Genomic DNA, 25,098 nt, shown 5'->3' with positions numbered 1-25,098 from the left:
TTTCGTATGGGTGCAGGGATGTTGTGTCAGGTGGCGCCGGAGGCCTACGGGGCGCAGCTGGCGGAGAAGGAGTCACGGCTGCGGGCGCTGCTGGACTGGCAGGGCGAGCTGGCCGTGTTCCCGTCCCCGCCGGCCCATTACCGCATGCGCGCGGAGTTCCGCGTCTGGCACGAGGGGGACGACACCTTCTATGTGATGTTCCCACCGGGCGACCCGAAGAACCCACAGCGCATCGACCGATGCCCCATGGCCTGCGAGGCCATCGACAGCCTGATGGAACCGCTGCGGCAGGCGATTCTGCTGGAGCCGGCGCTGCGTCAGAAGCTCTATCAGGTGGACTTTCTCGCCACCTGCTCGGGTCAGATGCTGGTGACGCTCATCTACCACCGCCCGCTGGATGAGGCGTGGGCCGCCTGCGCCGAGGTGCTGCGCCAGCATCTGCCCATCGACCATATCATCGGCCGCAGCCGCCGGCAGAAAATCCTGCTGGAGCGGGATTTCGTCATCGAGCGGCTGACGGTGGACGGGCGCGAGCTGCGCTATCAGCAGATTGAGAACAGCTTCACCCAGCCCAACGCGCAGGTAGCGGTGAAGATGCTCGAGTGGGCGCGGGCGCAGGCCGCGCGCATCGGCGGGGGCGAGCTGCTGGAGCTCTACGGCGGCAATGGCAACTTTTCTATCGCCCTGAGCGACCGTTTCGAGCGGATCGTGATGACGGAGGTCTCCCGCACCTCGATTCGCTCGGCCCGCTTCAATCTGGCGCTGAACAATGTCACCAACATCGCCGTGGCGCAGGGTGCGGCCGAGGCGGTCAGCGCCGCACTGGCCGAAGGCGGCACGGTGGGACAGGTCAATCTGGGCGACTACCGCTTCTCCACCCTGCTGGTGGATCCGCCGCGGGCCGGGCTGGATGACCTGACCCGGCAGATGGCGGCCCGTTTCGATCATGTGCTCTACATCTCGTGCAACCCGGAGACGCTGGCGCGGGATGTGGCGGCGCTGAAGGCCACCCATGCCGTGGAGGCGGTGGCGCTGTTCGATCAGTTTCCCTATACCCATCACATTGAATCAGGTGTTCTGCTGAGGAGAGTGCGATGAGTCTGTTTGCCTGGGCGGGTGCGCTGGCCATCGGTCTGAGTCTGGGACTGCTGGGCTCCGGCGGCTCCATACTCACCGTGCCGGTGCTGGTCTATCTGGTGGGGCAGGACCCCAAGGTGGCCATTGCGGGGTCGCTGATGATCGTGGGGCTGATTTCCGCCTTTTCCGCCCTGCCCTACTGGCGCAAGGGGCTGATCAGCTGGCGCACGCTGGCGTGGTTCGCCCCACCGGGCATGGCCGGCGCGGTGGCCGGCGCCTGGGCGGCCCATTTCGTCAGCGCGCAGGTGCAGATGCTCATCTTCGCCGCGCTGATGCTGTCGGCGGCCTGGCTGATGTGGAAGCCGCTCAAGCTGGACGATGAGGCGCCCCATGAGCCACGCGCCTGGTGGAAGATCATCATCGACGGTTTCGTGGTCGGCGCGGTCACCGGCATGGTGGGCGTGGGCGGCGGCTTTCTCATCATTCCGGCGCTGGTGCTGCTGGGCGGGCTGCCCATGCGTCTTGCGGTGGGCACGTCACTGGTGATCATCGCGCTCAAATCCTTCGCCGGTTTCGTGGAGTATCTGCACGTGCTCAAGAGCCTGAAGCTGAGCGTGGACTGGACGGTGATCTGGCTCATCTCCGCCGTGGGCATTGCCGGCGGCTGGCTGGGTCACCATCTCAGCCACCGGCTGGATCAGGCCCATCTGCGCCGCATCTTCGCCGTCTTCCTGCTGTTCATGGGCGCGTTCATCATCTACCGCAACTGGCCTTTCTGAAGTACAATCAAAAGTACTTTTTGGAGGGCTTTAAAGATGATGGTGTCAGCCAGTGAGGTGAAGGCGCGGGGTACGGCGCTGTTTGCCCGCCTGCTGGAAAAGTTTGACGAGGTGGTCATTCAGGTGCGGGGCAAGCCACGCTATGTGGTGCTGGATGCCGAGCGCTATGAGCACCTGCGCGAGCTGGAGCTGGAGGCTGCCTTGCGGGAGGTGAACGAGGACATCTCCGCCGGGCGTTACGAGGTGGTGTCGGCCGAAGAGCATCTTGCATGGGCGGAGCAGGCGGCGGCGGATGTATCGCATCATTCAGACTGACAGCTACAAAAGACGCTTCCGCCGTTTCATCAGGCAGCATCCGGATCTTCTGCCGCGCTACCGCAAGACCATTCTCATTCTGGCGCGCGACCCGTTTCACCCTTCATTACGGCTGCATGCACTGCGGGGGCGGCTCAAGGGGCTCCATTCCGTCTCGCTCAACATGAACTATCGCATCACGCTGGAGCTGGAAATTGATGGTCAGCTGATCAAGCTGGTCAATATTGGCACTCATGAAGAGGTCTATCGGTGAGTGAACCTATCCGCCCGCCCAAGGCGATTCTCAAGCCCGTAGGGCGGGCCATCGCCCAGTTCGGCATGATCCGCGAGGGCGACCGCATTCTGCTGGGGCTCTCCGGCGGCAAGGACTCGCTCACCCTGCTGATGGTGCTCAGGCACCTGCAGCGCCATGCGCCGGTGAAGTTCGAGCTGGCCGCCTGCACGGTAGACCCACAGATTCCCGGCTTCGATCCCAGCCCGCTGAAGGCTTTTCTGGCCGAGCTGGAGGTGCCCTATTTCTTCCACAGCGAGGATTTCGTCGAGCAGGCGCAGCGGCAGATGAAGGGGGACTCCTTCTGCAGCTTCTGCGCCCGCAAGAAGCGGGGCATTCTCTATACCGTGTGCCGGCGCGAGGGTTACAACGTGCTGGCGCTGGCGCAGCATCTGGACGATCTGGCCGAGAGCTTCCTCATGAGCGCCTTCCACTCCGGCGATCTGCGTACCATGAAGGCCCACTACCTCAACAACGAAGGCGACATCCGCATCATCCGCCCGCTGGTGCGGGTGCGTGAGAGCCAGTGCCGCGCCTTTGCCGAAAGCGCCGGCCTGCCGGTGATTCCCGACAACTGTCCCGCCTGCTTCAGCAAGCCCACCGAGCGGGAGCACTTCAAGCAGCTGCTGCGTGAGGAGGAGCGGCGCAACCCCCATCTTTTCGCCAACCTGTGGCGCGCCATGCAGCCGCTGATCGCAGACGACAACCGGGGAGGAGCGCTGCTTGGCCGCTGAACCCTGGAAGGACCGGCTGGTCAGCCCGGCCTTCATCGGCTTCGTGAAGCTGATGTCGAAGCTCCCCCTGCGGGGCGTCCAGCGGGTGGGCGCCGGCATCGGTGACCTGCTCATGCTGGGTGGCGAGGTGCGCCGCATCACCGAGATCAACCTGAAACAGGCCTATCCCCATCTGTCCGATGATGAGCGCGCAGCCATGACCCGCGCCGTGCTGCGGGAGACCGGCAAGGTGGCCGCCGAGCTGGGGCCGCTGTGGCTGTGGCCGCCGGAACGCATCATGAGCCTTGTGCGTGAACGCCATGGCGAGGAACTGGTGGAGGCAGCGCAGGCCGAGGGCCGTGGCGTGCTGGTGCTGGGGCCGCACATCGGCAACTGGGAGCTGGGCGGGCTCTATCTGGGGCTGCGCTGGCCGACCACTTCCATGTACGAACCCCCGTATTTCTCCGGCGTGGACCGCTTCATGCGTCAGGCGCGGGAGCGGGCCGGCGCCCGGGTGGTGCCCACCAATGTGCGCGGGGTCAAGCGGCTGCTGGATGTGCTGCGTGCCGGCGAGGTGGTGGGGCTGTTGCCGGATCAGGCGCCGGATGCCGGCCATGTGTTCGCGGATTTCTTCGGCCGTCCGGCGCGCACCATGACACTGGCGCACAAGCTGGTGCGCAAGACGGGCGCGCTGGCGGTGATGGGCGTGACCCTGCGCCGGGCGGATGGCGACGGCTTCGACGTGCATTTTCTGCCCGGGCCGGATCTGGACATCGACGACCCCGTCGAGGCGGCGCGGCGGCTGAATGCAGCGGTGGAGCGCTGCGTGGCGCTGGCGCCGGCACAGTATCAGTGGACCTACAAGCGCTGGCGCAAGCCACCGGAAAATCTTGAGGATATCTACAGAAAAAACGCATAATGGCAGGGTGAACCGTCGAGGAGGGTTGTTCATGAGCAGATGGATCAACTGGACGCTGGGGGGCGTGGCCGTGGTGGCCGTGGGCGTGGTCGCCGGCGCCAAGCTGGTGGCACCGCCCATCATCAAGAGCCGCGCCGAGGCGGAGCTGACCAAAAAGTGGGGCGCGGAGGTCAACATTGCCGATGTGGACGTGCACCTGCTGCCGGTGGGCGTGACAGTGCACGGCATTCAGCTGACCGACCCCAACAACCCGAAGCAGAATCTGGTCTACATCGCCAGCGCCTACGCGGAGCCTGCGCTGATGGACATGCTGCGCATGGACATGAAGCCCATTCTCGACGTGGTGGATGTGGCCGGGCTGGAGATGCACAAGGCGCGCCGCCATGCCGGCAGGGTATACAGGAAGCCGGACCAGCTTGTGGCTCAGACCAGGACGCTGGCACAGCAGGCGGCCGCCGGCAAGCTGCCGGAATTCCGCCTGCCGGACCCGCAGAAGATCCTCGCCAGCGAGGATCTCAGGACCGTGCAGGTGGCCGAAGATCTGAAAAAACAGATCGCCGCGCTGCAGAAGCAGTGGGAGGATATCCAGAAGAGCCTGCCCGGCGGGGAGGTGGTCAAGCAGTATCAGGCGGAGCTGAGCCAGCTGCAGAAAGGCGGGCTCAATCCCCAGTCGCTGCAGAAGATTCAGGCGCTCAAAAGCCGCATCGAGCAGGACCGCAAGAAGCTGGCCGAGGCCAAGAAGCTGCTGGCGCGGGTCACCGAGCTGAAAAAGCAGCTGGCGCAGCTCAAATCCCTGCCGGCGCAGGACCTGCGCCGCCTGCAGCAGAAATACACCTTCAACGCGCAGGGCATGACCCGGGTGATGGAGACCTTGCTGGGGGATCAGGTGCGCCAGTATCTGAGCGTGGCCACCGGCTGGGTGAGCCGCATCCGGCCGCTGCTGAATCAGCCGGCTCAGCAGAAGTCCGCCGAACCCAATCCGGCGCTGGACACGCTGGTGCGCACGCTCAAGATCAACGGCCGGCTGCCTACCGGGCAGTTTGACGCGCTGGCGCGCAATGTCACCCTCAATCAGGCCCTGTATCAGGTGACCACGCCCTACCGCATCGACTTCCGCCACCAGCACGCGGACAAGCCGGTGGAGATCAAGGGTGTGGCCGATCTGCTCAATCCGTCTCAGGCGCAGATCAAAGCCCTGCTGGAAGGCGTTGGCCTGCATCTGAAGGACCTGCCGCTGTCCTCTTCGCCCACGCTGGGGGTGCTGCTCAGGCAGGCGCAGGCCAACCTCACCGGCAAGGCGGATCTCATCTCCTGGGAGAAGATCCGGGGTGAGGTGGACGGCAAGTTCGCCCAGGTGGCGCTGGATGTGCTTCAGGCCAGCCAGCCGGAGGTGCAGAAATACCTCAAACCAGTGCTGGAGAACATCCGCGACTTCAACCTGAAGGTGAAGTTCTCCGGCAGCCTGTACGCGCCGAAGATCGCCATTCAGTCCGATCTGGACAAGGTGCTGGGCAAGACGCTGCAGCGGGTGATGCAGCAGCAGCTGACGCAGGTGAAAAAGCAGCTGATGGCCGAGCTGCAGCAGCGCGCCCAGAGCGAGATGGGTCAGCTCTCCGGCATGCTGGGGCCGCTGGTGAGTGCGCAGGGGCAGGTCAACGGACTGGACGGCCAGCTGGATCAGCTGCTCAAGAAGGCGCTGACCGGCGGCAAGGGCAATGCGCTGCCCATTCCATCGGGCGACAAGGGCGGCCTGCCGATTCCGGGGGGCATCAAGCTGCCGGGCTTCTGAGGTCAGCCCGGCTTGCGGACGCGGGCAACGAAAAAGCCGTCGAACAGCCCGTCCGGCAGAATGCGCCGGGCGTGACGCAGCGCCTCCGGCAGCGCCCGCCCGTCCCACTCGGTCAGCCCCGGCTGCCAGTTGTCGAACGGCAGCTCGATGGGCAGCAGTTCTGCCTCCGGCGCCTTTTTCAGCAGGTGCGCGATGATGCGCTCGTTCTCCTCCGGCGCGAAGGAGCAGGTGGCGTAGGTGAGCACCCCGCCCGGCTTCAGCGCCTGCCATGCCGACAGGATCAGCCCCTTCTGCTTGCGACTCTGCTCCCGAATCTTTCGGGGAGACCAGTGGGCGAGGCTCTCCGGCTCCAGGGCGTGCATGCGCCCTTCGGACGAGCAGGGCGCGTCCAGCAGCACCCGGTCGAAGCGGCCGGGCACCTTGCGGCCGATGCTGCGTCCGTCGGCCATGAAGGTGCGCACGTTCTCCACACCCATCCGTTTCAAGTTCTCCTTCAGGCGGAAATAGCGCCCGCGGATCGGCTCCACCGCCGCCAGATAGCCGGTGTTTTCCATCAGCGCCGCCAGCTGAGTGGTCTTGGAGCCGGGCGCGGCGGCCAGATCCAGCACCTCCATGCCCGGCAGGGCGTCCACCAGCTGGCCGATCCACTGGGAGCCGGGATTTTGCAGCCACAGCTGCCCGTTCTCGCTCCACGGGCTGTGGGAAAGGGCCGTCCGATGCTCAAAAGGGGCCGAAAAGCCCTGAAAAAGCCCCGAAAGCGGGGTCGTGTCGATGCGGTTTTCGGCGAACCAGTCAAAAATGGGGGAGACCCCGTCTTCCGACAGCCTGAGCGGGTTGAGGCGGAAGCCGACGGCCCGTTTCGGCGCATGCAGCGCCTGCCAGACGGCATCCCATTTTTCCGGCGGGACGATGCGGCGCAGCCGCTCGATGAAAAGATCCGGCAGCGCGGTGGTCACAGGCGGTGGAACACGCGGGCGAAATCCAGCCGGGCGGTGCAGCCCTCGTGCAGGGGCAGCTCAACCTCGCCTTCTCCGGTGAAGCTCTCCAGCAGCACGAAGCGCCCTTCGTCATTGCGGCGGTAGAGTTTGATGCGCCGTTCTTCCGGCCAGGCGATCAGGTAGAAGCGCACGCCTTCCGTGGCGTAGCGCTCGAACTTGTAGTGCAGGTCCATCTGAACGGAAGCAGGGGAGACCACCTCCACCGCCAGCACGGGCGGACGGTCCAGATAGCGCCCCGGCTCATAGCAGATGACCACACCATCGGGACGGAAAACGGTGTCGTCGTCCACATGCCACTCGGCTTCTGCAATGGCCAGACAGTGCTCACACCTTTCCAGCGACTGAGTCAATTGGGCCATGAGGCGGGTGTTGATCAGCTGATGGGCGACCACCGGCGCCGGTGACAGGGCGACCGGATGCCCTTCCACCAGTTCCCAGTCCCCTTCCCAGCGCGCATGGTCAGCAACCGTATAGCGAATATCCGGCACGGCAGGCATGGAGTGTCCTCCCTGTGTCAATCCGTCAGGGCCCTCAGCAGCGCACCGTGGCGCGCCTGCTGGCGTGGCGTGCGTAGCCGGTTGGCCTTGAAGATGGTGTGCAGCTCGTCGAAGGCCACATCGAAGTCGTCATTGATGACCACATAGTCGAACTCCGGATAGTGGCGCATCTCGTCTCTGGCCTCGCTCAGACGGCGGGCGATCACCTCCGGCGCGTCGGTGCCCCGGCCGGTCAGACGACGCTCCAGCTCCTCCAGCGAGGGCGGCACGATGAAGATGGACTGGGTGCCGGGCATCTTCTCGCGGATCTGCTGGGCCCCCTGCCAGTCGATCTCCAGAATGACATCGAAGCCAGCGCCGAGCAGTTTCTCCACCTGGCTTTTCTGCGTGCCGTAGTAGTTGCCGAACACCTCGGCCCATTCGAGAAAGTCGCCCGCCTCCACCTGCTGCCTGAAAGTGTCCACGTCGGTGAAGTGGTAGTTGATGCCATCCACCTCGCCGGGACGGGGCGGGCGGGTGGTGGTGGAGACCGACACGCGGATGAGCGGGTCCGTTTCGGTCAGACGCTTTACCAGTGAAGTCTTGCCGGCCCCGGAAGGGGCGGAGATGACATAGAGCTGTCCCTGCATTGTACTGTCCCGTGTGTTTTTCCCGTTATTGTGCCATAAGCGCCCGGCGGGGAATCGGCCCGGCATCAAATCCGCTACAATAGCCCATCATGCATACGCCCAGCCTGTTTCTCGTGGGCCCCATGGGGGCCGGAAAATCCACCGTCGGCCGTCTGCTGGCCGAGCGGCTGGGCTTTGATTTCCACGATTCCGATCACGAGATCGAGGCGCGCACCGGCGCCACCATTCCCATGATTTTCGACATTGAGGGTGAGGCCGGTTTCCGCCGGCGCGAGGCGCAGGTCATCGACGAGCTGACCCAAAAGCCCAATATCGTGCTGGCCACCGGCGGTGGAGCAGTGCTGCGGGCCGACAACCGCAAGCACCTGCGCTCCCGCGGGTTTGTCATCTATCTGCATTCTGACGTGGACAACCTGTTCGAGCGGGTGCGTCACGACCGCAAGCGCCCGCTGCTGCAGAATGACGATCCCAAGGGCACGCTGGCGGAAATCCTCCGCCAGCGGGAGCCGCTCTACCGCGAGGTGGCCGATCTGGTGGTGCAGACCGAAGCCGTGCCGGTGGGCAACGTGGTGCGCAGAATTCTCACGCAGCTTAAGGAACAGGGCATCGTTTCATGAACACCTTGACCGTCGATCTGGGCGAACGCAGCTACCCCATCCACATCGGCCGCGGCCTGCTGCGCCAGCCGGAACTGGTGCGGCCCCATGTGCACGGCACGCAGGTGATGATTGTCACCAACACCACCGTGGCGCCCCTCTATCTGGACGCCTGCCGCGCGCTGTTCGACGGCTTCGAGGTGGCGGACGTGGTGCTGCCCGACGGCGAGCAGTACAAGAATCTGGACACGCTCAAACTGATCTATGACGCGCTGATGGAGCGTCGCTTCGACCGTCGCTGCACGCTGGTGGCGCTGGGCGGCGGTGTCATCGGCGACATCACCGGCTTTGCCGCCGCCAGCTACCAGCGCGGGGTGAACTTCATCCAGGTGCCCACCACCCTGCTGGCGCAGGTGGACTCCTCGGTGGGCGGCAAGACCGGCGTCAACCATCCGCTGGGCAAGAACATGATCGGTGCCTTCCACCAGCCGCAGGCGGTCATCATCGACACCGACACGCTGGACACGCTGGAGGACCGCCAGCTGTCAGCCGGGCTGGCCGAGGTGATCAAATACGGTCTGATCCGCGATGCCGAGTTCTTCGAGTATCTGGAAGAGCGTCTGCCCGATCTGCTGGCGCGGGACAAGGGCCAGCTGGCCTATGCCATCGAGCGCTCCTGCTGGAACAAGGCCGAGGTGGTGGCCGCCGACGAGCGGGAGGCGGGCCAGCGCGCCCTGCTCAATCTGGGGCACACCTTCGGTCACGCCATCGAGGCGGGCATGGGCTACGGCAACTGGCTGCATGGAGAGGCCATCGCCGCCGGCATGATGCAGGCGGGCTACATGAGCCATCTGATGGGCGATCTGAGCGAGGCGGACCTCCAGCGCATGAAGGCCGCCTTCGAGACGGCACGCCTGCCGGTCTATCCCCCCGCCGAGATGACGCCGGAGCGCTTCATGGAACTGATGGCCGGCGACAAGAAGGTGCAGGCGGGTCGCATCCGCCTCGTGCTGCTCAAGGCCATCGGGCAGGCCTATGTGAGCGGAGACTACCCGGCCGAGCTGCTCCAGCGCACTCTCACGGAGTGGCGCGCCGCCTGAATGCTCCGCGGAGTGGGGCGGCCATTGCGTTTGCTTTCGGTGTTCTCCTTTTCGCCCGTCTGAGGCACCGCTGATCCCGATAAACGGGGTCTCCCCCATTTTTGCAGGATGCAACTGAAGCCGCGTCGGCGGCGCATGGAAGAATCCCCGCTCTGGCGGGGATTTTGCGTTCTGGCGGGGGTAAAACGGGTTTACAGGTCGCTGGACCAGCTGCTGCGCCGGCGCGGGGCGCGCATGAAGCGGCCGAGCAGCAGGCCGAGCAGCAGCACGCCGGCGCCGGTGAGGAACCACTGGCGTTTGACGGCGTCTTCGGAGTGGGCGATCTGTTCCTTGAGCATGGCGTTTTCCTGCTCCAGATCGCGCAGGTGGGTCTTGAGCTTCTGGTTTTCCTCATCCAGCGCCACGGCGTGGCCGGAGACCTGTTTGAGGTGGGTGTAGTCCTTGCGCAGGGTGAACAGCTTCTTCTGCGCCTCGCCCAGCTGCTTGCGGGTGTCGTCCAGTTCGGCATGGAGCTGCTGCTGTTGCTGCTGCAGCTGCTGCACCCGGGCGTTGAGTTCGGCGTTCTTCTGCTGCAGCGTTTTGAGCTGCATGCGCGCCACCGGCTGGTTGCTCAGCAGGCGGGCGGGCATCCACCCCTGACGGATCTTGCCCTTCCAGGTGAACTGGATGCGCGCCCAGCCCTTGTCGTTGACTTCCAGCACGGTGACGGGGGTGCCGGACTTGAGCAGGTTGATGATCTTGTAGTTGAAGCCGGGCCCGCGGCGCACCGGCACTTCCAGCTGGTCGGTGATGTAGTGCTTGAAGCCGCTCTGCGCCGGGGCGGCCTGAGCCTGCACGGGCAGCCAGGCCAGCGCGAGCGACAGGGCGAGGGCGAGCAGCTCAGAGGGCGCGGATCTTTTCATGCTGGGCTTCCAGATTGGTGAGGGCGGAGAGCACATCTTCCAGCTTTTTCCGCTCCTTTTCAACCACTTCCGCCGGGGCGCGGCTGACGAAGTTGTCGTTGGCCAGCTTCTTCTCAAGCCGCTCGCGCTCCTTGCGCAGCTTGTCCAGCTCCTTCTTCAGCCGGGCCAGTTCGGCGTCCTTGTCAATCAGGCCGGCCATGGGGATGAGCACCTTCATCTCGCCTACCAGCGCCACGGCGGATTCGGGCGCGTCCGCCTCGCTTTCCAGCACGGTGATGGACTCCAGCCGTGCCAGGGTTTTGAGGAAGGCCTCGTTGTCGGCCAGATACCGTCGGTCGGTGTCGTTCAGGTTGGCCAGCAGCACCGGCAGCGGCTTGCCCGGGGCGATGTTCATCTCGGCGCGGATGCGGCGCACGCCGATGATGAACTGCTGCAGCCAGGTGATTTCCGCCTCGGCGGCTTCATCGATTTTTTTCTCATCCGCTTGCGGATAAGGTGCCAGCATAATGGTCTCGCCCTCGGCGCCGGAAAGCGGCCTGACCTGCTGCCAGATCTCTTCGGTGATGAAGGGGATGACCGGATGCAGCAGGCGCAGCAGGGCGTCCAGCGTGCGCACCAGCGTGCGGCGGGTGCCGCGTTTCTGGGCATCAGAAGCAGCTGGGTCATTCAGGATTGGCTTGGACAGTTCCAGATACCAGTCGCAGAACTCGTCCCAGGTGAACTCATACAGGGTCTGGGCCATCAGGTCGAAGCGATACTGCTCGATGTGGCGGGTAACCTCCTTTTCCACCCGCTGCAGGCGGGAGATGATCCAGCGGTCGGCCACGGACAGTTCCACAGGCAGGTTCTCGTCCAGCCCCACATCCTCGCCCCGGGTGTTCATCAGCACGTAGCGGCTGGCGTTCCACAGCTTGTTGCAGAAGTTGCGGTAGCCTTCGCAGCGTTGCAGGTCGAAACGGATGTCCCGCCCGGTGGAGGCCAGCGAGGCGAAGGTGAAGCGCAGCGCGTCGGCGCCGTAGGCGGGAATGCCGTTGGGGAATTCCTTGCGGGTCTGCTGTTCGATCTTTTTGGCCTTCTGGGGCTGCATCATGCCGTAGGTGCGTTTTTTCACCAGGCTTTCCAGATCAATGCCGTCGATGATGTCCAGCGGGTCGAGCACATTGCCCTTGGACTTGGACATCTTCTGTCCCTGAGCGTCGCGCACCAGCCCGTGCACATAGACCTGATGGAAGGGCACCTCTCCCATGAACTTGAGGGTCATCATGATCATGCGGGCCACCCAGAAGAAGATGATGTCGAAGCCAGTGACCAGCACGTTGGTGGGGTGGAACTTCTCCAGCTCCGGTGTCTTCTCCGGCCAGCCCAGGGTGGAGAAGGTCCACAGCGCCGAGCTGAACCAGGTGTCCAGCACGTCCTCGTCCTGTCGGAGCGGGGTGTCGCCCAGATTGTATTTCTCGCGTACTTCTTCTTCACTGCGGCCCACATAGACATTGCCCGCCTCGTCATACCAGGCGGGAATGCGGTGGCCCCACCACAGCTGGCGGGAGATGCACCAGTCCTGAATGTTGCGCATCCACTCGAAATAGGTGTTCTCCCAGTTTTTGGGCACGAATTCGATCTCGCCCTTCTCCACCGCCTCGATGGCCGGCTTGGCCAGGGATTCGATGGCCACATACCACTGGTCGGTGAGATAGGGCTCGATGACGGCGCCGGAACGGTCGCCGCGGGGCACCATCAGCTTGTGGTCCTCAATCTTCTCCAGCAGGCCGGCGGCCTCCATGTCGGCCACGATGCGCCTGCGCGCCTCGAAGCGATCCAGCCCCCGGTAGGCTTCCGGCGCGTTGTCGTTGATGGCCGCGTCCACGGTGAAGATGTTCAAAAGCGGCAGACCGTGGCGCTGGCCGATCTCGTAGTCGTTGAAGTCGTGGGCCGGGGTGATCTTGACGCAGCCGGTGCCGAATTCCGGGTCCACATAGTCGTCGGCGATGATGGGAATCTCCCGCCCCACCAGCGGCAGGGTGACCGTCTTGCCGATCAGATGTCTGTAGCGTTCGTCTTCCGGATGCACGGCCACCGCCTGGTCCCCCAGCATGGTCTCCGGACGGGTGGTGGCCACCACCAGATGGCCGCTGCCGTCGGTGAGCGGATAGCGGAAGTGCCAGAGATGACCGTTTTCCTCCTCGCTGATCACCTCCAGATCGGAGATGGCGGTGTGCAGCACAGGATCCCAGTTGACCAGCCGCTTGCCACGGTAGATCAGGCCCTCCTCATACAGGCGGACGAACACTTCCTTTACCGCATTGGACAGGCCCTCGTCCATGGTGAAGCGCTCGCGGCTCCAGTCGAGACTCGCCCCCATGCGGCGCAGCTGGCGGGTGATGGTGGAGCCGGATTCCTCCTTCCACTGCCAGACCCGTTCGAGGAACTTCTCCCGCCCAAGATCGTGACGGCTCTTGCCCTCCCGCTCCAGCAGGCGCTCCACCACCATCTGGGTGGCGATGCCGGCATGGTCCGTGCCCGGCTGCCACAGAGTCTCGTCGCCCTTCATGCGGTGGTAGCGGATGAGGATGTCCATGATGGTGTCCTGGAAGGCGTGCCCCATGTGCAGCGAACCGGTGACATTCGGCGGCGGGATGACGATGCAGTAGTGCTTGCCGGTGCGGCTGGGCTGCGGCTTGAAGTAGCCTCTGGCCTCCCATTCGGGGTACCATTTGGATTCAATCGCCTTGGGGTCGAAATGCTTGTCCATCATCGCCTCGTCTGCGGGAATGTTTAATCGCACAATTATATCAGTCGCATGGGAGGGGGCATGAGCTGCTGCGGAGGGGACTTCTGCCAGTTCGAGTTTCCGCCGGGGCCGCCACTGCTGGATGTGCCGGTGAGCCATCTGGGGGCGAAATACCTGTTCCTGCCCTACGGCTCGCTGCTTGAGGTGGGCGAGAAGGTGCGCATCTGGATGGAGAACGGGCGCACCGAGACGGTGTTTGTCGGTGACAAATGGCCGGTGGATTTCTCCTCCACGCCACCGCGCATTCTCGCCGAAGCGCCGCCCACATGGGAGCAGGTGGCGCTGGACTCCGGTCTGGAGCCGGATACTCTGCTCCACTGGCGCGACAATCCGCTGTTCAACCCGCAGGCACCGGCCTGCGTCATGCGTTTCGAGCACATCGCCGTGCCGCGGCCGACGCTGTGGCAGCGCTGGCAGCGGCTTCTTGCGCGGGTGCGCAACCTCTGATCCTTTTCTTCAGACACAAAAAACCCCGCACAAGAGGCGGGGCAACACATCGCGTGGAGGTCACGAAGTCGGTGGCAGGGGCGGCGCCACGCCGCCGGCCCCGGCCATGTGTGATCAGTTCTTGGTGAACTCGGGGTAGGCCTCCTGGCCGCACTCGCCGATGTCCAGACCTTCGTACTCTTCCTCTTCGCTGACGCGGATGCCCATGACAGCCTTGAGGATGCCCCAGACGATCAGGGACATGACGAACACCCAGGCGAAGATCACGGCTGCGCCGATGATCTGGTTGCCGAAGGTGGCATCACTGTTGGTCAGCGGCACGATCAGCAGGCCGAAGATGCCCACCACGCCGTGCACGGAGATGGCACCGACCGGGTCGTCGATCTTCATCTTGTCCAGGGTGATGATGCTGAAGAAGACGATCACGCCGGCGATCAGGCCGAAGATGGTGGCTTCCAGCGCGGAGGGATTGAGCGGCTCGGCGGTGATGGCCACCAGACCGGCCAGCGCGCCGTTGAGCAGCATGGTCAGGTCAACCTTGCCGAACACCAGACGGGAGGCCAGCAGGGCACCGATGACGCCGCCGGCGGCTGCCATGTTGGTGTTGACGAAGACCATGGCCACGGCGTTGGCTTCTTCAATGTTGGACACTTTCAGCTCGGAGCCGCCGTTGAAGCCGAACCAGCCCAGCCACAGGATGAAGGTACCCAGTGTGGCCAGCGGCAGGTTGGCGCCGGGGATCGGGCGCACTTCACCGTTGGGGCCGTACTTGCCCTTGCGCGCACCCAGCAGCAGCACGCCTGCCAGCGCAGCGGCCGCACCGGCCATGTGCACGATGCCGGAACCGGCGAAGTCCTGGAAGCCCATCTGGTCCAGGAAGCCGCCGCCCCACTTCCAGTAGCCTTCAACCGGATAGATGAAGCCGGTGAAGATGATGGCGAACACGAAGAAGGCCATCAGCTTCATGCGCTCGGCCACGGCACCGGAAACCACGGACATGGCGGTGGCTACGAACACGACCTGGAAGAAGAAGTCGGCCATGTTGGAGTAATAGGGCGCGTCATCGCCGCCCTTGAGCACATCGGCCACGCTGTTGTCGCCACCCAGCAGGAAGGAGATGCTGGGCAGGATGCCGTCACCGTCGCCATACATGATGTTGTAGCCGACCAGCATGTACATGATGCAGGCGATGGCGAACAGGCCGATGTTCTTGGCCAGAATCTCGGTGGTGTTCTTGGCGCGGACCAGACCGGCCTCCAGCATGGCAAAGCCGGCGGCCATCCACATGACCAGTGCGCCGGACACCAAGAAGTAGAAGGTATCAAGCGCGTATGCGAGTTGAATGGTGGGTTGTTCCATCGGGTGTGTCCTCCGTTTATGTCTTTACAGCGCTTCTTCGCCCTTCTCGGCGGTGCGGATGCGGATGGCGTCCTCTACCGGCGAGATGAAGATCTTGCCGTCGCCGATCTTGCCGGTCTGGGCGGCGTTGATGATGGCCTCCACGGCGCTCTCCACCAGATCGGCCTTGACGACGACCTCCACTTTCAGCTTGGGCATGAACTCGATGGCATATTCCGCGCCGCGGTAGATTTCGGTATGGCCCTTCTGGCGGCCATAGCCCTTCACCTCGGTCACGGTCATGCCGTGAATGTCCAGCTCGTGCAGCGCCTCGCGCACCGCGTCGAGCTTGAACGGCTTGATGATGGCAGTGATCAGTTTCATACTGTCTCCTCAGCGTGCCTGTTTGAACAAAGGTGCGATGTGCCCCAATATCAAAGCTCTTGCCATGCCACTTTCTGAAAAAATCCAATATATCAATAAGTTGATTCTTGAAGCGTCTTCCGTCAATCCGGCGGCGTGTTCCTGTGTGGTGCCACAATGCACAAGGTGAGTGCAGCCTGGGGCGTGTTGCCGCCTGTGGTGCGGGCGCTGCTGCTGCAGGGCGCGGCCTTTGTGATGCTGCTGGCACTGGCACGGGTGCTGCCGGTACTGATTCCGCCGCCCTATCCCCTGTGGGGCTGGGCGCTGGCGCAGGGGGTGCTGGCAGCGCTGCTGTCCTGGCGCCTGGGCCTGCCGCGCTGGTGGCTCGTCATCCAGCTTCTGTTTCCGCCGCTGCTGTGGCTGGCGCTGGCGGTGGGCGTGCCATGGTGGGGCGTGGCGCTGGCGCTGGCGCTGCTGTGGCTGGTGTTCCGCAACGCCCTGTCGGAGCAGGTGCCCCTCTACCTGAGCAACCGCACCACATGGAAGGCGCTGTGCCGCGCCGCGAACACCCTGCAGGCGCCGGTGCGCTTCATGGACCTGGGCTGCGGCTGGGGTGGCGTGGTGCGCTTTCTGGGGGCGCACTGCCCCGCTGTGGTGCGGTCGGTGGGTGTGGAGACGGCGCCGCTCAACCTGTGGGTGGCGCACCGCCGGGTGGGGGATGCGGGCGAGGTGCACGGCGTCAGTCTTTGGGAGACGCAGCTGGGAGACTTCAACATGGTGTACGCCTTTCTCTCTCCGGCGCCCATGGCGCGGCTGAGTGAAAAGGTGCGCGCCGAGATGCCGCCCCGTAGCTTGTTTGTCAGCAACAGTTTTCCGCTGCCGGATTGCGAGGCCACCGAGATCTGGCAGCTCAACGACCGGCGTGGCACGCTGCTGTATCTCTACTACTTTGACGCGGAGCGGCGGCTGGTGCCGCCCCGGGAGGTGTGCGATGGCGACGATTGACGATGTGCTGCGCTGGAGCCCTTTTGTCGCGCGGGTGGCCGAGCGCCAGCCACAGGTGCTGGAAGAGGCGTTCTGGACGGGGTCTCCCCCATTTTTGCAGGATGGCGCGCTGGCCGCGCTGAAAAAAACCGAAGATTCCGCCGTCTTTGCCCGGGAACTGCGCCTTCTGCGTCAGCGTGAGGCGGCGCGCATCGCCATCCGCGACTATCTGGGGCTGGATGCGGTGCCGGAGACGCTGGCGCAGCTGACGGCGCTGGCGGAGACGCTGCTGGCGCTGGCGGTGGACTGGTGCTTTGAAGCGCTGGCGGCTCGTCACGGCCTGCCGCACGGTGCCGACAGCGGCGAGGTGGTGCGGCCGGTGGTGCTGGGCATGGGCAAGCTGGGCGGCGGCGAGCTCAACTTCTCCAGCGACATTGACCTGATCGCCGTCTACGCCGAAGGGGGGGAGACCGACGGCGGGCGCCCGCTGGACAATCAGCAGTTCTTCATCCGTCTGGTGCAGAAACTCACCCCGCTGCTGAGCGAGCAGACCGCCGACGGTTTCGTCTATCGGGTGGACTGGCGTCTGCGTCCTTTCGGCAGCAGTGGGCCGCTGGCGGTCAGCTTCGCCGCCATGGAGGACTACTACGCCGCCCATGGTCGGGCGTGGGAACGCTACGCGCTGGTCAAGGCCCGGCCGGTGGCGGGGGATATGACGGCTGGAGCGAGGCTGCTGGAGAGTCTGCGCCCGTTCATCTACCGGCGCTATCTGGACTACACCGCCGTCGAGTCGCTGCGGGCGCTCAAGGCGCAGATCGACGCTGAGGTGCAGCGTCGGGGGATGGTCGACAACATCAAGCTTGGGCCGGGCGGCATCCGTGAGGTGGAGTTCTGGGTGCAGACTTTCCAGCTGATCCATGGCGGGCGGCGACCGGCACTGCAGACGCCATCGCTCTATCGCGCGCTGTCAGCGCTGGAGGAGACGGGGCTGGTGTCTGCCGAAACCGTGGCGCAGCAGCGGGCCGACTATGACGTTCTGCGCCGGGTGGAAAACCATCTGCAAATGGAAGCGGACGCCCAGATCCACACTCTGCCGGAGGCGCCGGAGGCCCGCACCCGGCTGGCCGAATCGCTGGGCTTCGCCGATTACGACGGGCTGCTGGCGGCGCTGACTCCGGTGCGTCAGCGGGTGCAGGAGAACTTCAGCGCCCTGTTTCCGGAGGACGCGCAGTGTCCGACCCTGTGGCAGCAGTTGTGGCAGGCACCGGAGAGCGTGCCGGACGCGCGCCTGCGGCAGGCGGGCGTGGCCGATCCTGCCGCCGTGCGGGGGGCGGTTCGGGCGCTGCAGGAGAGCTTCGCCGTGCGTCAGCTGGACGAGCCGGGCCGCCGGCGACTGGATGAGGTCGCACCCTTGCTGCTGGCGGCGGTGGCGGCCGTGGAGGACTGTGACCGCACCGCCGGGCTGACCCGCGCGCTGGATTTTCTCGGCGCCGTGGCCCGCCGCGGCGTCTATCTGATGCTGCTGCAGGGCACGCCTGTCGTGCGTGAGGAGCTGGCGAAACTGCTGTGCGCCAGTGGCTGGCTGGCCCGCATGCTGACGCAGCACCCGGTGCTGCTGGAGATGCTGCTGGATGTGGACAGCTTCTACGGCACCGTCTCCGAGGCGGACTACCGCGCCGGGGCGGAAGCGGTGCGGGTCCAGTGGGGGGCGGACGAGGAGGCTTTCATGGAGCGGCTGCGCCAGTGGAAGCAGCAGCAGGTGTTTCAGGTGGCGGCGCAGGATGTCATGGGCGTGCTGCCGCTGCCCCGGGTGAGCGACCGGCTCACCTGGATCGCCGAGGCGGTGCTGGAAACCGCCTGGCGCTGGGTGACTGACTGGATGACCGCCCGCCACGGGGCGCTGCCGAGTGGCTGCGGGCTGATCGCCGGTTACGGCAAGCTGGGCGGACACGAGCTGGGGTATGGCTCCGATCTGGATGTGGTGTTCCTCTATCACGGTGTGGACAGTGGCGCCTTCACCGACGGGCCCCGTCCGCTGGACGCGCAGACCTGGATGATCCGCGCGGCGCAGAAGCTGCTGTTCGTGCTCACCACCCGCATGACCTCCGGCCGGCTGTATGAGGTGGACACGCGCCTGCGTCCCAATGGCAGGGATGGGCTGCTGGCCAGTTCGCTGGCGAGTTTTGACGACTACCTGCGTCACAGGGCGTGGCTGTGGGAGCTGCAGGCGCTGGTGCGTGCCAGCTGCGTGGTGGGGGAGGAGGCGGGCTGCACGGCCTTCGAACAGGTGCGCGAGGCGGTGCTGCGCCAGCCGCGGGATCCGGCGGTGGTGGCGCGGGAGGTGGCCGCCATGCGTGCGAAGATGCAGGCTCACCTGGATCGCTCCGATGAGGACGCTTTCGACCTCAAGCAGGGGCGCGGCGGGCTGGTGGACATCGAGTTTCTGGTGCAGTATTTCGTGCTCGCATACGCCCATGAGCATCCGGAACTGACCCGCTGGCGCGATAACCTGCGTCTGTTGGAGGCCATCGCCCGTGCCGGCCTGCTGGATGAAAAGACCGCGCAGAAGCTGGCCGAGGCCTATGTGGCCCTGCGGGCACAGGCGCACCGGCTGGCGCTGGCGGACCGGCCCGCGCGCGTGCCGCGGGAGGTGGTGGCGGCGCAGGTGGCCGCCGTCCGGGCAGCCTGGGACAGGGTCATGGCAAGCTGATATAATCGTCAAGTTAATCAAACTCAATCCATGTGCGGAAAAGCTTCATGTTCGAAAAGAAATCCAGCTACTCCTATGACGAGCTGATCGCCTGCGGTCATGGCGAGCTGTTCGGCCCCGGCAACGCGCGCCTGCCGCTGCCGCCCATGCTCATGTTCGACCGTATCACTCACATCTCCGACGAGGGCGGCGAGCACGGCCTCGGTCTGATCGAGGCCGAGCTGGACGTCAAGCCCGACCTGTGGTTCTTCCAGTGCCACTTCGAGAACGACCCGGTGATGCCCGGCTGTCTGGGGCTGGACGCCATGTGGCAGCTGATCGGCTTCTTCCTCGGCTGGACGGGCGGGCCGGGCCGTGGCCGCGCGCTGGGCGCCGGCGAGGTCAAGTTCTACGGCCAGGTGCTGCCCTCGGCGAAGCTGGTCAAGTACCGCATCGACATGAAGCGGGTCATCAAGCGCAAGCTCTACATGGGCATCGGCGACGCCAAGATGTATGTGGACGGCCGGGAAATCTACTCGGCCAGTGATCTGCGTGTCGGCCTGTTCACCGACACCAGCCAGTTCTGACGGAGGTGGACATGAGACGGGTGGTGATTACCGGTCTGGGCATCGTATCCAGCCTCGGCAATGACAAGCAGGCGGTGACCGATTCCCTGCGGGAAGGGCGCTCCGGCATCGTGTTTGCGCCCGAATACGCCGAGATCGGCATGCGCTCACAGGTGCACGGCGCCATCAAGGATCTGGATTTTTCCGATCACATCGACCGCAAGGCGCTGCGCTTCATGGGGGATGCCGCCGCCTATGCCACCATCGCCATGCAGCAGGCCATCGCCGACGCGGGGCTGGAGGAGAAGGAAATCTCCAACCCGCGCACCGGTGTGATCGCCGGCTCCGGCGGTGCCTCCAACGTCAATGTGGTGGAGGCCGCCGACATCGCCCGCAGCAAGGGCGTCAAGCGGGTCGGCCCCTATCGGGTACCGCGCACCATGGGTTCCACCGTCTCGGCCAACCTGGCCACCCTGTTCAAGATCAAGGGCATCAACTTCTCCATCAGCTCCGCCTGTTCCACCAGCGCCCACTGTGTCGGCACGGCGGTGGAGCAGATCCAGCTGGGCAAGCAGGACATTGTCTTTGCCGGCGGTGGCGAGGAGCTGCACTGGACGCTCTCCATGCTGTTCGACGCCATGGGTGCCCTGTCCACCAAGTATAACGACACGCCGGAGAAGGCCTCGCGCGCCTATGACGCCGACCGGGACGGTTTCGTCATCGCCGGCGGGGGCGGCATCGTGGTGGTGGAGGCGCTGGAGCACGCGCTGGCACGCGGCGCGAAGATCTACGCCGAGATCGTCGGCTATGGTGCCAATTCCGACGGTTACGACATGGTGGCGCCCTCCGGCGAGGGCGCGGAGCGGTGCATGCGTCTGGCGCTGGAAGGGGTGGAAGGCCCCATCGACTACATCAACCCCCACGGCACCTCCACGCCGGTGGGCGACACCAAGGAGATCGGCGCCATCCGTGCCGTGTTCGGTGACGATCTGCCGAAGATCAGCTCCACCAAATCCATGTCCGGCCACTCGCTGGGTGCGGCGGGCGTGCACGAGCTGATCTACAGCCTGCTGATGATGGAGGGGGACTTCATCGCTCCATCCATCAATATCGAACGTCTGGATCCGGAATGCGAGAGCGTGCCCATCGTGCGCGAGCGCATCGACAACGCCGGGCTGAAGCAGGTCATGAGCAACAGCTTTGGTTTCGGCGGCACCAATGCCTCGCTGGTGCTGCGCCGCTTTGACGGCTGAAAACGGTAAATGCCGGCGTGAAGATGAACGCCCCGCCAATGCGGGGCGTTTTCGTATCTGGCGTCAGCGGGCCAGACCGCAGCGCTTCATCTGCTGGCGGTAGCGCCATGCGGTGTCGGCCACCTTGCGCGCCAGCCGCTTGACCCACGGGCGGCGCTCGTAGGTGCGGCGCTGATAGCCGCCGCGTCCTTCGTGATAGGCCAGATAGAGTCGGTAGGCATCCCAGCGGCTGATGCCGAGGCGCTTGTGGCTGACATAGTTGTACCAGCCGATGAAATCCAGCGCGTCGTAGATGTCCTCCCGGCTGGCGTCCCAGCGGCCGGTGGCCTTCTGATACTCGCGCCAGGTGCCGTCCTTGGCCTGCGGATAACCGTAGGCGCCGCTGGCGGAACGGGCCGTGGCGGCAAAGCGGGATTCCTTGTGCACGAAGGCCAGCAGCACGTGTGCCGGCACGCCCCAGCGCCGCTCCGCCTTGCGGGCGGCATCGAGGAAGGTGCGGTCATAGCGGTTGAGCTTGCAGGCGTCCCCGGCCACATGTTCAGGCGGGCGATTGGGGCTGTAGACCGGCGAGGTGCTGCAGCCGGCCAGCAGCAGGGTGATGACCAGCGCCAGCAGCCCGCGGCGCCGAAGCGTTCGTCTAACGCACATAGCGGAACCCCTTTCTGGCGATCACCTGTCCATCCTCATCCACCACCTCGACCCACCAGCGCCCGGCCCAGCCGGCGGACAGACGCTTGCTGGACCAGGTGCGATAGTCGTCGGACCGGATGGGCAGGCGCACTTCCGCCATGACCCGGTTGCCGTAGCGCCAGCGGTGGATGAGCGTATGACCCTTGGCGCCTTTCACTTCGGTGAAGAAATAGACCCGCCGGATCGACTTGGGCACCACCTCCTGCAGTTCGCCCACCGGCTCCCTGTCCCGCACGCCCACCGCCAGCACGGCACGAGTGATGTGAATAGGTGAATCGGCCAGCGGCGGCAGCAGGGGTGCGGTATCGGCATCCTGCGCGTGCAGCTTGGCGCGGGCCTCGCTATCGAGCAGAGCCAGCCCCGGCTGGTCCACGGTGGCATCCACCGGCGCACCACTGTGGGAAGCGGTCGACATTTTCGTGGGCGCGGTGACCTGCCCGGTAGGCACGGTGTCGGCCGTATTCGTCCGACCGGCGGCGGGCGGCATCAGTGCCAGCGCTTCATTGGGTGAGGTCGCAGCGAGCGTCGTGCTTGTTCCAGCCTCACCGGGTGTTTCGGCGGTGTTCGGTTCGGTCGGTGGCGCCGGTATTGCGCTTTCGGTGTCTGTGGGCACGGAAGCTGCCGCATGAACTTCGGGCGACCGGTGCGGTGCCGTCGCCGCTTCGCCTTCGGTGAGGGCGGTGGATGTGGCCCTGGCCGTGTCTTCGGCGGCGGCAGGTTGTGAAGCCGCGTCAGACCGGTTCGAGGTGGCGGGCTGCGCTGGGGCGGGCACGGATGTGGATTGCGCCAGCGCAGGCGCCTTGTCCTGCTGGCGCATTTCGTCAATCATCAGCTTGGCGGTGGCAAAGCCCGCCAGAATGGCCAGCGCGATCCACAGCAGGCGTTTCTGCGGCGTCAGGCGCGGGCCGGTTTCGGCTGCCAGCGCTTCCTGCGCCTGCTGGTAGCCCTGTTCGAAAAAGGGCTTCAGTTCCCGGTTGATGCGGATCGACAGAGGCATGTCGGTCAGCGCCTTGCCCTGCCGGGCGAAGCGGTAACCTTTCTTGAAGGCCCAGATGGCCTCGGCATTGTCCGTGTGTGGCAGCCGCATGGTGTCAGTCTTCTGTCCGCTGGTCAGAATGTCAGAGTGCCATTTTAGTCAGGCATTTTGATGACATGGGGCGAAACAGTCTCATTTTTCGTCCCGGGCGAACAGGGCGTCCACGAAGGCCTCGGCATCGAAAGGCTGCAGGTCCTCGGCGCTCTCGCCCACGCCGATGAAACGGATGGGCACGCCGAAACGTTCCGCCAGCGCCACCACCACGCCGCCCTTGGCGGTGCCGTCCAGTTTGGTGAGCGTGATGCCGGTCAGGCCCACCGCCTCATGGAAGATCTCCGCCTGCTTCAGGGCGTTCTGGCCGGTGGCGGCATCCACCACCAGCATGATCTCGTGGGGTGCGCTCTCGTCCAGCCGCGCCATGACCCGCTTGATCTTCTTCAGCTCCTCCATCAGGTTGGACTGGGTGTGCAGGCGTCCGGCGGTGTCGGCGATGAGCACGTCCACGCCGCGGGCCTGGGCCGACTGCAGGGCGTCATAGATGACCGCGGCGCTGTCGGCGCCGGTCTTCTGCGCCACCACGGGCACGCCGTTGCGCTCGCCCCAGGTCTGCAGCTGCTCCACCGCCGCGGCGCGGAAGGTGTCGCCCGCCGCCAGCATGACGGACCGACCTTCGTCCTTGAAGCGACGCGCCAGCTTGCCGATGGTGGTGGTCTTGCCCACACCGTTGACGCCCACCATGAGAATGACGAAGGGCTTGCGCTGCGGGTCGATCTCCAGCGGCTGGCTGACCGGTTCGAGCATCTCTAGCAGTTGGCGGCGCAGGGCGCTCATGAGCACCTGCGGGTCTTTCAGCTCGCGGCGGGAGACCTGTTCGGTCAGGCTGGCGATGATGCGGTCGGTCGCCTCCACGCCCACGTCGGCGGAGAGCAGGATCATCTCCAGCTCCTCCAGCAGCTCGTCGTCGATCTGCCTGCGCCCGGCGATCAGGCTGGCGATGGCGTCGGTCAGGCCGTGGCGGGTCTTGCTCAGCCGCGCCTTCAGCCGGGCGAACAGGCTCGGCTTGCTGCGCTCGGCGGGAGGGGAGGCCGGTTCGGCTGACGCTCCTTCTGCGGGCGATGCTTCGTCGGTTTCGTCTGCGGACGGTGCCGCCTGCTGCTCGGCGGTGGCCGCTTCTTCCGCCGTCTGCTGCGGAATGTCTGCGTCAGCCGGGGTGGAAGGTTCGGGTGTGGCGGGTTTGACCGGGCTGTCCGTCTCGGAGGACGCGGCGCTTTCGGCCGTTTCCGGCGCGGGTTTCTGGTCTGCGGGTTTTTTCTTCTTTTTGAACAGGCCGAACATGGGTCTCTATTCCGTTGACTTGAATTGGATTTATTATAAGGGCCGTTTTGACTGCGGAGATCAGGCGATGAGATGGATTGCAATGCTGGCGCTCGTGTGCGCGCTGCCAGCGCAGGCGGCGCTGTTTCAGGGCCGGCTGGACAACGGCATGACGGTGCTGGTGAAGGAGGACCACCGCGCACCGGTGGTGGCCCACATGGTGTGGTACCGGGTGGGCGGCAACTTCGAACCCAATGGGCTGACCGGCATCTCCCACATGCTGGAGCACATGATGTTCAAGGGCACCGACCGGCTGGCGCCGGGCGAATTCTCCCGCCGCGTCTCGCGCATGGGCGGGCGGGAGAACGCCTTCACCAGCCGGGATTACACCGCCTACTTCCAGATCGTGGGCCGGCAGCATCTGGCGGAGGTGATGGCGCTGGAAGCCGACCGCATGCGTCACCTGAAGCTCAGGGAGGATGAATTCCAGAAGGAGCGCAAGGTGGTGGCCGAGGAGCGCCGCTGGCGGGTGGAGGACAACCCTGAGGCGCGGCTGAGCGAACAGTTCAACGCCGCCGCCTTCGTCAACAGCCCGCCGCACCATCCGGTCATCGGCTGGATGACGGACATTCAGCATTACACGCTGGATGATCTCAAGGCGTGGTATCGGCGCTGGTATGCGCCCAACAACGCCATTCTGGTGGTGGTGGGCGACGTGACGCCGGAAGAGGTGATGAAGCTTGCACGCAAGACTTACGGCAAGCTCAAGCCGGAAAAGATCATCCCGCCCAAACCCCAGAAGGAGATCGCCCAGCAGGGCGAGCGGCGCATCACCCTGAAGGCGGCGGTGGAAGTGCCTACGCTGCTGATGGGCTTTCATGTGCCCACGCTGGCGACGGCGGAAAACAGAAAGGAAGCCTGGGCGCTTGAGCTGGCCTCGGCCATTCTGTCGGGGGATGCCTCCAGCCGTCTGAGCCGGGAGCTGGTGCGCGAGCGCCGCATCGCCGCCAGCGCCTCGGCCGGCTATGACAGCACCGCCCGCTGG

Annotated in this window: 25 protein-coding genes; 15 read left to right on the top strand and 10 right to left on the bottom strand. The window is 65.1% G+C overall.

Annotated features, from left to right (window positions below; translation table 11 throughout):
• Window positions 1–18 precede the first annotated feature (18 nt).
• From trmA to F8K16_RS08370, 7 genes are all read left to right on the top strand, one after another.
• Window positions 19–1,098 carry a tRNA (uridine(54)-C5)-methyltransferase TrmA gene (trmA, locus tag F8K16_RS08400; RefSeq protein WP_294949381.1) on the top strand — a complete coding sequence of 360 codons (1,080 nt, stop codon included), beginning with the start codon at window positions 19–21 and terminating at the stop codon, window positions 1,096–1,098.
• A complete protein-coding gene (locus F8K16_RS08395) occupies window positions 1,095–1,856 on the top strand; it encodes a sulfite exporter TauE/SafE family protein (protein ID WP_294949378.1) in 762 nt (253 codons plus the stop codon). The genes trmA and F8K16_RS08395 overlap by 4 nt, the downstream gene beginning before the upstream one ends.
• Before the next feature lie 36 nt (window positions 1,857–1,892).
• Window positions 1,893–2,171 (top strand): type II toxin-antitoxin system Phd/YefM family antitoxin, encoded by a 279-nt coding sequence (locus F8K16_RS08390; RefSeq protein ID WP_294949375.1) that lies wholly within the window; start codon window positions 1,893–1,895, stop codon window positions 2,169–2,171.
• Window positions 2,149–2,424, top strand: coding sequence for a plasmid stabilization protein (locus F8K16_RS08385; protein WP_294949372.1), 276 nt, complete (start codon window positions 2,149–2,151; stop codon window positions 2,422–2,424). Before F8K16_RS08390 ends, F8K16_RS08385 begins: the two co-directional genes overlap by 23 nt.
• A gap of 65 nt (window positions 2,425–2,489) precedes the next feature.
• The gene (locus tag F8K16_RS08380) at window positions 2,490–3,176 is read left to right on the top strand and encodes an ATP-binding protein (protein ID WP_294949402.1); all 687 of its coding nucleotides are present in this window, start codon (window positions 2,490–2,492) and stop codon (window positions 3,174–3,176) included.
• Window positions 3,166–4,074, top strand: coding sequence for a lysophospholipid acyltransferase family protein (locus tag F8K16_RS08375; RefSeq protein ID WP_294949368.1), 909 nt, complete (start codon window positions 3,166–3,168; stop codon window positions 4,072–4,074). Before F8K16_RS08380 ends, F8K16_RS08375 begins: the two co-directional genes overlap by 11 nt.
• Window positions 4,075–4,105: 31 nt before the next feature.
• Window positions 4,106–5,863 carry a TIGR03545 family protein gene (locus tag F8K16_RS08370; RefSeq protein ID WP_294949365.1) on the top strand — a complete coding sequence of 586 codons (1,758 nt, stop codon included), beginning with the start codon at window positions 4,106–4,108 and terminating at the stop codon, window positions 5,861–5,863.
• A 2-nt stretch (window positions 5,864–5,865) separates the two neighbouring features.
• On the opposite strand, the gene F8K16_RS08365 is transcribed toward F8K16_RS08370, so the two are convergent.
• From F8K16_RS08365 to gmk, 3 genes are read right to left on the bottom strand one after another with little or no spacing between them, the layout of a single operon-like run.
• Entirely contained in the window at window positions 5,866–6,819 is a 954-nt protein-coding gene (locus F8K16_RS08365; RefSeq protein WP_294949362.1) for an RsmB/NOP family class I SAM-dependent RNA methyltransferase, read from the bottom strand.
• Window positions 6,816–7,358, bottom strand: coding sequence for a Uma2 family endonuclease (locus tag F8K16_RS08360; RefSeq protein ID WP_294949358.1), 543 nt, complete (start codon window positions 7,356–7,358; stop codon window positions 6,816–6,818). Before F8K16_RS08360 ends, F8K16_RS08365 begins: the two co-directional genes overlap by 4 nt.
• A 17-nt stretch (window positions 7,359–7,375) precedes the next feature.
• Window positions 7,376–7,987 (bottom strand): guanylate kinase, encoded by a 612-nt coding sequence (gene gmk / locus F8K16_RS08355; RefSeq protein ID WP_294949355.1) that lies wholly within the window; start codon window positions 7,985–7,987, stop codon window positions 7,376–7,378.
• 89 nt (window positions 7,988–8,076) lie between these two features.
• Between gmk and aroK the strand changes: the two genes are divergently transcribed.
• A complete protein-coding gene (gene aroK, locus F8K16_RS08350; RefSeq protein ID WP_294949350.1) occupies window positions 8,077–8,604 on the top strand; it encodes a shikimate kinase AroK in 528 nt (175 codons plus the stop codon).
• Window positions 8,601–9,683: a 3-dehydroquinate synthase gene (gene aroB, locus F8K16_RS08345; RefSeq protein ID WP_294949346.1), complete on the top strand. Its 1,083-nt coding sequence runs from the start codon at window positions 8,601–8,603 to the stop codon at window positions 9,681–9,683. Before aroK ends, aroB begins: the two co-directional genes overlap by 4 nt.
• A 191-nt stretch (window positions 9,684–9,874) precedes the next feature.
• On the opposite strand, the gene F8K16_RS08340 is transcribed toward aroB, so the two are convergent.
• A complete protein-coding gene (locus F8K16_RS08340; RefSeq protein WP_294949343.1) occupies window positions 9,875–10,585 on the bottom strand; it encodes a TIGR04211 family SH3 domain-containing protein in 711 nt (236 codons plus the stop codon).
• The gene (locus F8K16_RS08335; RefSeq protein WP_294949398.1) at window positions 10,563–13,334 is read right to left on the bottom strand and encodes a valine--tRNA ligase; all 2,772 of its coding nucleotides are present in this window, start codon (window positions 13,332–13,334) and stop codon (window positions 10,563–10,565) included. Before F8K16_RS08335 ends, F8K16_RS08340 begins: the two co-directional genes overlap by 23 nt.
• Before the next feature lie 60 nt (window positions 13,335–13,394).
• On the opposite strand from F8K16_RS08335, the gene F8K16_RS08330 reads away from it, so the two are divergent.
• On the top strand, window positions 13,395–13,820 hold the full coding sequence (locus tag F8K16_RS08330; RefSeq protein WP_294949339.1) for a hypothetical protein: 426 nt from the start codon (window positions 13,395–13,397) through the stop codon (window positions 13,818–13,820).
• A 114-nt stretch (window positions 13,821–13,934) separates the two neighbouring features.
• Here F8K16_RS08330 and F8K16_RS08325 read toward each other — a convergent pair whose 3' ends face one another.
• Window positions 13,935–15,179, bottom strand: a complete 1,245-nt coding sequence (locus F8K16_RS08325; protein ID WP_294949336.1) for an ammonium transporter — start codon at window positions 15,177–15,179, stop codon at window positions 13,935–13,937.
• A 24-nt stretch (window positions 15,180–15,203) separates the two neighbouring features.
• On the bottom strand, window positions 15,204–15,542 hold the full coding sequence (locus F8K16_RS08320) for a P-II family nitrogen regulator (RefSeq protein ID WP_294949332.1): 339 nt from the start codon (window positions 15,540–15,542) through the stop codon (window positions 15,204–15,206).
• Window positions 15,543–15,707: 165 nt separating this feature from the next.
• Here F8K16_RS08320 and F8K16_RS08315 point away from each other — a divergent pair, with 165 nt between their 5' ends.
• The 4 genes from F8K16_RS08315 to fabB are packed head-to-tail and all read left to right on the top strand — an operon-like array spanning window position 15,708 to window position 21,013.
• Complete coding sequence (locus tag F8K16_RS08315; RefSeq protein ID WP_294949330.1) at window positions 15,708–16,526, top strand: hypothetical protein; 819 nt, start codon at window positions 15,708–15,710, stop codon at window positions 16,524–16,526.
• Window positions 16,513–19,215: a bifunctional [glutamate--ammonia ligase]-adenylyl-L-tyrosine phosphorylase/[glutamate--ammonia-ligase] adenylyltransferase gene (gene glnE / locus F8K16_RS08310; RefSeq protein WP_294949325.1), complete on the top strand. Its 2,703-nt coding sequence runs from the start codon at window positions 16,513–16,515 to the stop codon at window positions 19,213–19,215. The genes F8K16_RS08315 and glnE overlap by 14 nt, the downstream gene beginning before the upstream one ends.
• 47 nt (window positions 19,216–19,262) lie before the next feature.
• The gene (gene fabA, locus F8K16_RS08305; protein WP_294949322.1) at window positions 19,263–19,781 is read left to right on the top strand and encodes a 3-hydroxyacyl-[acyl-carrier-protein] dehydratase FabA; all 519 of its coding nucleotides are present in this window, start codon (window positions 19,263–19,265) and stop codon (window positions 19,779–19,781) included.
• Window positions 19,782–19,792: 11 nt separating this feature from the next.
• Entirely contained in the window at window positions 19,793–21,013 is a 1,221-nt protein-coding gene (fabB, locus tag F8K16_RS08300) for a beta-ketoacyl-ACP synthase I (protein ID WP_294949318.1), read from the top strand.
• A gap of 63 nt (window positions 21,014–21,076) precedes the next feature.
• On the opposite strand, the gene F8K16_RS08295 is transcribed toward fabB, so the two are convergent.
• The 3 genes from F8K16_RS08295 to ftsY all read right to left on the bottom strand — a co-directional run bounded on the left by F8K16_RS08295 (window position 21,077) and on the right by ftsY (window position 24,074).
• The gene (locus F8K16_RS08295; RefSeq protein ID WP_294949313.1) at window positions 21,077–21,661 is read right to left on the bottom strand and encodes a transglycosylase SLT domain-containing protein; all 585 of its coding nucleotides are present in this window, start codon (window positions 21,659–21,661) and stop codon (window positions 21,077–21,079) included.
• Window positions 21,651–22,790, bottom strand: a complete 1,140-nt coding sequence (locus tag F8K16_RS08290) for a DUF2914 domain-containing protein (RefSeq protein WP_294949309.1) — start codon at window positions 22,788–22,790, stop codon at window positions 21,651–21,653. The genes F8K16_RS08295 and F8K16_RS08290 overlap by 11 nt, the downstream gene beginning before the upstream one ends.
• Window positions 22,791–22,871: 81 nt before the next feature.
• Window positions 22,872–24,074, bottom strand: coding sequence for a signal recognition particle-docking protein FtsY (ftsY, locus tag F8K16_RS08285; RefSeq protein WP_294949306.1), 1,203 nt, complete (start codon window positions 24,072–24,074; stop codon window positions 22,872–22,874).
• Window positions 24,075–24,141: 67 nt separating this feature from the next.
• Here ftsY and F8K16_RS08280 point away from each other — a divergent pair.
• A partial coding sequence (locus tag F8K16_RS08280) for a pitrilysin family protein (protein ID WP_294949302.1) occupies window positions 24,142–25,098 on the top strand: 957 nt, incomplete at its 3' end.

Source organism: Sulfurivirga sp., from assembly GCF_015490265.1.
In the GTDB taxonomy this organism is placed as follows: Bacteria; Pseudomonadota; Gammaproteobacteria; order Thiomicrospirales; family Thiomicrospiraceae; genus Sulfurivirga.
Note: the sequence above shows the minus strand (reverse complement) of the source record. Positions and strands in the feature narration are given on the sequence as shown.